This window comes from Dyadobacter sp. CY326, assembly GCF_021390515.1.
GTDB lineage: Bacteria > Bacteroidota > Bacteroidia > Cytophagales > Spirosomataceae > Dyadobacter.
Window position 1 is genome coordinate 208,574 of record NZ_JAJUXI010000014.1, and the last position, 7,404, is coordinate 215,977.

The 7,404-nt window shown below is 45.1% G+C and carries 8 protein-coding genes; 3 read left to right on the forward strand and 5 right to left on the reverse strand.

Features of this window, described 5'->3' with window-relative positions; all coding sequences use genetic code 11:
• Positions 1-552 (forward strand): DUF6169 family protein, encoded by a 552-nt coding sequence (locus LZG73_RS25090; protein WP_233855543.1) that lies wholly within the window; start codon positions 1-3, stop codon positions 550-552.
• A gap of 7 nt (positions 553-559) precedes the next feature.
• Here the strand turns inward: LZG73_RS25090 and LZG73_RS25095 are convergent, their stop codons facing one another.
• Together LZG73_RS25095 and LZG73_RS25100 are read right to left on the reverse strand one after the other, a co-directional pair.
• The gene (locus LZG73_RS25095; protein WP_233855545.1) at positions 560-1,927 is read right to left on the reverse strand and encodes a glycoside hydrolase family 140 protein; all 1,368 of its coding nucleotides are present in this window, start codon (positions 1,925-1,927) and stop codon (positions 560-562) included.
• 117 nt (positions 1,928-2,044) lie between these two features.
• Positions 2,045-2,674: a YceI family protein gene (locus tag LZG73_RS25100; RefSeq protein ID WP_233855546.1), complete on the reverse strand. Its 630-nt coding sequence runs from the start codon at positions 2,672-2,674 to the stop codon at positions 2,045-2,047.
• A gap of 269 nt (positions 2,675-2,943) precedes the next feature.
• Between LZG73_RS25100 and LZG73_RS25105 the strand changes: the two genes are divergently transcribed.
• Positions 2,944-4,053 carry a sensor histidine kinase gene (locus tag LZG73_RS25105; RefSeq protein ID WP_233855547.1) on the forward strand — a complete coding sequence of 370 codons (1,110 nt, stop codon included), beginning with the start codon at positions 2,944-2,946 and terminating at the stop codon, positions 4,051-4,053.
• Positions 4,050-4,829, forward strand: a complete 780-nt coding sequence (locus LZG73_RS25110; protein WP_233855548.1) for a LytTR family DNA-binding domain-containing protein — start codon at positions 4,050-4,052, stop codon at positions 4,827-4,829. Before LZG73_RS25105 ends, LZG73_RS25110 begins: the two co-directional genes overlap by 4 nt.
• A gap of 4 nt (positions 4,830-4,833) precedes the next feature.
• On the opposite strand, the gene LZG73_RS25115 is transcribed toward LZG73_RS25110, so the two are convergent.
• Genes LZG73_RS25115 through nirD form a run of 3 tightly spaced genes read right to left on the reverse strand, consistent with a single transcriptional unit; the run spans position 4,834 to position 7,310 of the window.
• Positions 4,834-5,505, reverse strand: a complete 672-nt coding sequence (locus LZG73_RS25115; protein ID WP_233855549.1) for a response regulator transcription factor — start codon at positions 5,503-5,505, stop codon at positions 4,834-4,836.
• Positions 5,506-5,530: 25 nt separating this feature from the next.
• A complete protein-coding gene (locus LZG73_RS25120) occupies positions 5,531-6,961 on the reverse strand; it encodes an ATP-binding protein (protein ID WP_233855550.1) in 1,431 nt (476 codons plus the stop codon).
• A gap of 4 nt (positions 6,962-6,965) precedes the next feature.
• A complete protein-coding gene (gene nirD / locus LZG73_RS25125; protein WP_233855554.1) occupies positions 6,966-7,310 on the reverse strand; it encodes a nitrite reductase small subunit NirD in 345 nt (114 codons plus the stop codon).
• Between the last annotated feature and the right edge of the window lie 94 nt (positions 7,311-7,404).

Here is a 7,404-nt window from a genome sequence, read left to right on the forward strand (position 1 = left end):
ATGCACGCGGAATTAAATTTGTTAAACCCATATGAGATTATAAGTGAAGATCCGGAAAAATATTGGTTCATCACGCAGTGCAACATCGTCTACATCGCCTATTTTACAAACTCCACAGGCTATTTCAATTCGCATCCTGAATTTAATGAGCACATACTAAGCTTCACATTTGAGCCCGCTGGCGAAGAACGTGAAGCTTTATATTTGGGCGTCAGTGTATCAAAAGTACTCGCCCAAAGTCATGATAAAAGAATCTTGGACACGATAATAACCATTTTACTTCACGCCTTTAAAGAGAATCCCCGAAAATCAATTATCATCATTTGTGAGTCGGCGGATAATCTTGCCAGATGTCGGAACAGGTTGTTCAATCAATGGTTTGAGAAGGCCAATGCGTTAAATGGTCAGATGGTCTGCAAATATGACCTAACGATAATGAATGAGGGTTTTGCTTCTCTCTTCGTTCATCGTCATAATATGTTTCGTGAAAAGATCAGAGACGCTTTTCTCGATATTCCAAATAGGGTGTCGGAAAACAAGCCATCGAACTAACCAAATCTCACGGCATTTTAAAATTCTTAGAAGCATCATCCAGCACTAAAATCCAGTCTTGGCCGTAGCCGGAGGTGGGTGGGGTGTATGTTTTTATGGATTTGTTGTCCGTTTTGCCAATTTCTTTGATTTTGCCATTGCGGGGATCGTACCAAAAGGCAGTTAGCTGCTCGCCGGAGATTTTGCCTGAGTTGACTGAGAATGTTTTGCCTGTCGCCGTGTATACAAAAATGTAATCATTGCCCCGCGTTGCCTGGATGCGGTCGTGCGATGCGAGGTCGTTTTCGACAATAATGGATTGATCGGGAATGCGATCCGTGATAGGGCGCGATTCGATTAATTTCCTGACGAAAGTCATTTGCCTGGCTCCCGGTAAATCCACAGCCTGCTGCCAAAAAATATGAGGACCATTAACCGCCTCACGATTAGGCGAATACATTTGCCAAATATCATGACAACCATATGTATGCCCAAAAGCGCCCGCGAAAAGATCGAGATACGCCGATTTTCGGACGTCGTAAGCACTTGAAGTGCCATTCTCATCGGCATTGAAACACACCGGATGATCCTCGTAAATGGGCTCGCCGTCCAGCACAGGTTTTGTCGGCTGCCGATCGTAAGCGCCCTTAATATTGTCGTAGACAGTTGCGTCCCGGCAATGTCCTGTTTGGAACATATTAAAGTCCAGCCAATTGTCGCCATGAAACCACTCGCCCGATCCTTCTTTATTCGGCTGCGGATGGAAAGTGATCATTGCGTTACCCGCCCCTCCCACGCCCGCTTCGATTCCTGCCGCCATGGCTCGCCATATGGCCAAGTCGTTCGCTCCTTTTCGGGGATTTCGATCTCCGCCCAGCACCCAGATGATGTTTTTGTGATTTTTATAGCGGTTACCCAGCCATTTTCCATACACCATTGCATTGTCCGCATTAAAAACCTCCGGCCCTTTTCCCCAAGTCGATTTGAAAACTTTATCACCCCAGGTCGGCAAAAAAGCAATGTTCAGGCCGACGGCAGCGGCTTTGTCAACAATGAAATCAACATGCTTGAAATATGCTTCGTTAGGTTTTGTAAGATCATTGTCTATCAGCGGTTTATCTCCATAAGGATTTGGCACATTAAGCCCGTCAAACTCTGCAAGCGCAACGGCCTGGATGACTGTGAAACCCTGAGCAGCGCGTTTTTCCAGATAAAAAGATGCTTCCTCACGATCGAGCCGATGGAAAAGCTCCCAAGCCGTGTCCCCAAGCCAGAAAAACGGTTTTCCATCCTTCATCAAGTAACGTTTGTTGGAACTGACGGTAAAAGACTGTGCAATTGCACTGAGACTGGCAAACAACAAAAGAAGCGTAACAACATTCCTGCGATGGCTCATGAATTTTTGAAACAAATTGTTTTTATAATGATACAAATATAAAAAAATCGAAATGGCATCAAATATGCCATTTCGATCCGATTGAGTCTATTTGTAATTCGGCCTCCCCGCCAAAAGTTATTTAACCGCCCCTTGCTTCGGAGCGCCTGAAAGTTTCAGATGAATAGCGACATCGTTGTAAATGTAATGTCCCTCAGCTTTCGGGTCGGTTGCATAATTCATGCCCCATTTCGTGCGATCAATGCTGAACTTGGCTTCTGTTTGCAGTGCATTGGCGCTTACATTGATTTTGGCAGGAAAAGTAACCGGATGCGTCTGGCCAATCATCGTAAAATCCCCGGTTACCAGAAAATTGGCACCCGCAACGGCGGCAGTGTCTTTGCCGCTATACGGCTCAATTTTAATGATCTTGAAAGCAGCCACCGGGTGGAGCGCAATGTTGAAGAAATCAGCGCTTTTCAAATGTTCAAGCAATTGCGGTTTTACAGCATCCGGCAGGTTGAAATTCTTGATTGAAGCAATGGGAATAACAAAGGAGCCACCCGTAACCTTGCCATTTTCAACTTCCAGATCTTTGCTTTTTACAGCAAATGATCCTGTATTTGCATTGTTGGGCATTGCGCCTTTCCATTCGGCAACGGACGTTTCCTCATTCAAAACATACTGCTGCTTTTTTACAACTTCGTCTTCTTTGCAGCCTCCCCAAATGATGGCTGCTGTGATTGCGGATAAAATGATTGTTTTCATGTCTAATAAATGTTTTGTTTTTTTGACAAAACTCTACTTTACATTCGCTCACCGCATTTCCGTATGTATTGAATTGCAAATTTCGCCTACCGAATTGCGATAAATTACGCTCACTCATACTTTCACGCTTTCAGCCAAAAAGCACGTCACAATGTCTGAAAGCCATAAACTGCTCGTTATTGCAGTTCGGTCAGGCTTTTTGTCAATCTGGTGAAATGATCATTGATTTGCGCAGCCAAGGCGGCAATATTTGCAGTAAACCCTAGGCAATGGCTGCTTGTAAAGCGGAAGAATTACGAAAAATGTCAAAGTTTGAAGAAATATTAAAAAGCCCCATCACCAAGAAAGATGTATGGGTTTTGTTTGTGTGCCTGCCTTATTTCATCACGCTCGCATATCTGCTTTTCGGACCGAGATATCTGGATGAAATGCATGTTTTTATTTATGCAACATTAACTGTTTCAGCCGTTTGGGTAATTTCCTGGCGGCTGCACATTCTTGCGGGACATTACATGCGGGTGGCAATGCAGGGCGTACAGCAAACGACTTACCGGCTGCTGGTTTCGGTTTCCATTTACATTGCGCTGACGGGCGTCATTGCCTGCGCGTTGTTTTACGGTTTTTATGCGACGGGATTTCTAGGTTATCAGTTTGATCTGGGAAATTTCATTGCCGCAATGCTGTGTGGCCTGCTGATCAATCTTGTGGCAACGAGCTTTTATGAAGGTTTATACATTTTTGAACGCTGGCGCGACACAATGCTTGAAGCAGAAAACCTGAAACTGGAAGCGGAAAAGCTGAAAAAAGCAAACTTGCAAAGTCAGCTCGATGGGTTGAAAAGTCAGGTTAACCCTCATTTTCTGTTTAACAGCCTCAATTCCCTTTCCGCGCTGATCCACAAAGATCCTGACAAAGCGGAGCTTTTTTTGGATGAGCTGAGCAAAGTTTACCGCTATCTTCTCCGCACCAACGAGCAGGAACTGACCACACTTTCAGCGGAGATCAAGTTTGTCCATTCTTATTTTCATTTACTCAAAACGCGTTATGCTGAGGGAATTGCGCTGGACATTCAAATTGACAATTCCTATGAGGAGCATCTTCTGCCTCCGCTGACATTGCAAATGCTCCTCGAAAATGCAGTGAAGCATAACGTTATTTTAAAAGAAGAACCTTTGATCATTTCAATCAAAACAGACGAGAACGACAACCTGATCGTCAGCAACTCGCTCCACAAAAAGCGGCTCGTGGTGCAGTCGAATAAAGTAGGATTGGCAAACATTTCAACAAAATACAGGCTGCTGAACCAGCCCGACATCATTATAAGCAATTCCGACAACACATTTACGGTGATCATTCCATTGATAAATAATTTAAAATGAAGATTTTAATCGTCGAAGATGAGGACCTGGCGGTGGACAAACTCAAAGCAACACTGAAAAAAGTAGACACCGCTGCGCGCGTGATCGGCATAACGGCAAGCATCACGTCGACGGTTAAGTGGCTGGCAACCAACCCAAATCCCGACCTGATCCTGATGGACATTGAGCTGGCAGACGGACAGAGCTTTGAAATTTTTGATCAGATCCGTGTCAAAACGCCGGTCATATTCATTACTTCTTATGACGAATATGCATTGCGCGCATTCAAGGTCAACAGCATTGATTATTTATTAAAACCGGTTCAGAAAGAAGATCTCAGCGCAGCGCTTGACAAATACAGAAGTTTCAAAGAAACATTCGGGCAATCCTCTGAAAATCAAAATACGAACATTGAGAAGCTTGTGCAAGAACTGCAAAACCAGTTTCAGCCGAAGGAATATCGCAAACGGTTTTTGGTAAAACACATCCAGAAGTTGGTTTCTGTTGAAGTTGAGGCCATTTCATACTTTTTCAGCGAAGAGCGGATCAGCTTTTTTAAAACATATGACGACAAACAATTCATCGTCGATTACAATATGGATGAGCTGGAAGAACTGCTCGATCCCGCCGCATTTTTCCGCATCAGCCGGTCGGTTATCATTTCTGTCAAAGCCGTAAACCAGATCAGCGACTATTTCGGTCACCGACTTGCATTGAAGTTGCAGCCCGGTTTCAGTAAAGAAAGCATTGTAAGCCGCGAAAAAGTGCAGGCTTTTAAGGTTTGGATGGGCAAATAATGTTTCAATTTCCGCGCAAAGCGAGACTAATCAATTCGGCCGTGTTCCTGACATTGGCTTTTTTCATGATGCTGGCGCGCTGATTGGCGACGGTGTTGGAGCTGATATCAAACTTTTCGGCGATGTCCTTGCTGCTCATGCCTTCGGTCAGGCATTTCAGAATTTGCTGTTCGCGCGGTGTGATCATTTTCCAGATCGACCGGTCATTGCTGCCTTCTTCAAGCTCGACCTTTGGTTCCGGAATTCGGGCAATTTGTTTCAATAAGTTCTTGATAATCAACGAAGATGCATAAGGAGGAAAATATAGTTCGCCCTTCGCAATGCTGCGAATGGCTTTCAACATTTCGTCGCGACTGGTGTCTTTCTGCAGATAACCCGCAGCGCCATGCACTGCGGAGGAAACCATATATTCCGCATTATTATGCATGCTGAAAACCAATATTTTGACATGCGGGAACGCGGGCACTATTTGCTTTATGACCTCAATTCCGGACATTTTTGGCATCGTCAGATCCAGCAAAATCAGATCCGGACTCAAATCTTCAATCATATCCCAAACTTCATCGCCATCTGACGCCTCACCTGCGATTAACAGGTCTTCCTCATCTTCTAAAAGGGTTATAATTCCTTGTCTTACAACTGAGTGGTCATCAACAACTAAAATCCGGATGGGCATGTATGAATGTTTTTTGGATTAATAATTATAAATCAACCCGGACGATCAGGTTTGTTCCACTGTCCACTTTTGAAACAATTTCGATTTCACCGTTCAGCAGCTGCGTCCTTGTGCGGATGTTTTCCATGCCGTTTCGGGAAAGAAATATTCCGTCTTCTGATTTCAAATTACTAATTAAAAAACCTTTTCCGTCATCTGAAATTTCCAAAACAATCCGATTCTTATTATGGTCCAACTTTATCTTGATCTTATCCGCATTGGCATGCTTCACTGCATTGTTCAGCGCTTCCTGGGCAATGCGATAAAGCCCAATTTCCATTGGACGGCTCATTTCAATGCGCTTGTTTGTATCGCCGTCAAACTCTATTTTGATTCCCGATAAATCGGCGGTTTGCTCGCAAAGCAATCGCAATGCGGCATTCAGTCCAAAATCGCTCAGCACGGAAGGCATCAAATTGAAGGAAATTTGCCGCGTTGTCTGAATGATATCCTGAATGAGCGCAACCAGCTGTTCAAATCTTTTCTGATGTTTTTCATCCAGAAATTGCACCGATTTGAGCTTTTCTGCATGCAGTTTGAGTCCGGTCAGCATTTGGCCAATGCCGTCGTGCAGTTCGAGTGCAAAGCGCTTTCGCTCTTCCTCCTGCCCTTCAATCAACGCACCCGCTCTAATGCGGTCCTCGGCCAATTGCAGTTCATATTTCTCTTCTTCGACGCGGAGCAATTCGTTTTGCGCTTCAAGGAGCTGGCTATTCGCTTCCTTTAATTTTTGATTAGAAAGTTGCAACGCATTTTCAGACTCGGTCAGCATTCTGACGACACGACGGGTTGTATTCACCACCGGTCTGAAAATCAAAAGGCCTTCCGCGAACAGCACGAGAATGGTCATAATGTCCAGAATCCATTCAATCCGTTCCAGATTTTCCAGTCGCTGGACGCTTTCCTTGTCAAATTGGAAGACAATCTTGTCCATTTTGTCAAGAAACAATGGTTCTTTCTCCAAAATGGCATCGAGTGCCTGCTGCTTGGCGGGCAGTGTCGTCGCGGAGTCATTGACAGATGTAAAATTTACGTAAATGCTGTCAAAAACCGGCGTCAGATCAAGGAACATGGAGTCGAGCTGCGCGCTTTTCCAGGTCACCAGTCCGTTTTCAACCGGCAGTTTTTTATTGGCAAGATTTTCGTGACTTTCCTTCCAAATCTTCAAGAGCGCGGCAAAATCAGCTGTGTCCTTATGCTTCATTTCCCCGACATTGAGGATAGCGAGTTTGGTGAGTCGCTGGCTCAGCATTCGCTGCCTTCCGGCGACGTTCACCATCCGGCTATCGTGGTTCAGGTTGTTAATCGTTCTGCGAATCAGAAATAATCCGCTGATCGTCAGCATGGCCACAACGCATAATGCAACAATGTAAAACCTTGTCAGACTGCTTGCTACGCTCTTGTCGAGTCTCTCCATTCGCTCATATTCCGATGTAAACGAGGTTTTCTTTGACCATCACCGGAAAGGTATTGATTTTATAGGAATCATCATTGAGGCATTGTCCGCTTTGCAGGGAAAAGGTTTTTTTGTGAAAAGGACAAGCCACTTTCGGCTCACCTTCATGGCTCCCGATCATCCCGCGCGACACGGCCATTTGCTGGCGGTGGGGACATTGATTATCGGTTGCATACCATTCGCCTCGTCGCGCGAAGTTGAAAATTGCGATTTGCCGACCATCGATCAGCGCGCAGCCGCCGCCATCTTCGGGAATGTCACTGACGTGGCAAGCGATGTGCCAGGTTACTTGTGTTTGTGTTGTTTGCATGGGGTTGTAAGTTAGTTTGTGGTTCCTCCCCGGGTTGAAACCCGGGGGAATGATATCGGTCGCCGCTGACGCGGCTTTTTTAGAAACATCGCCA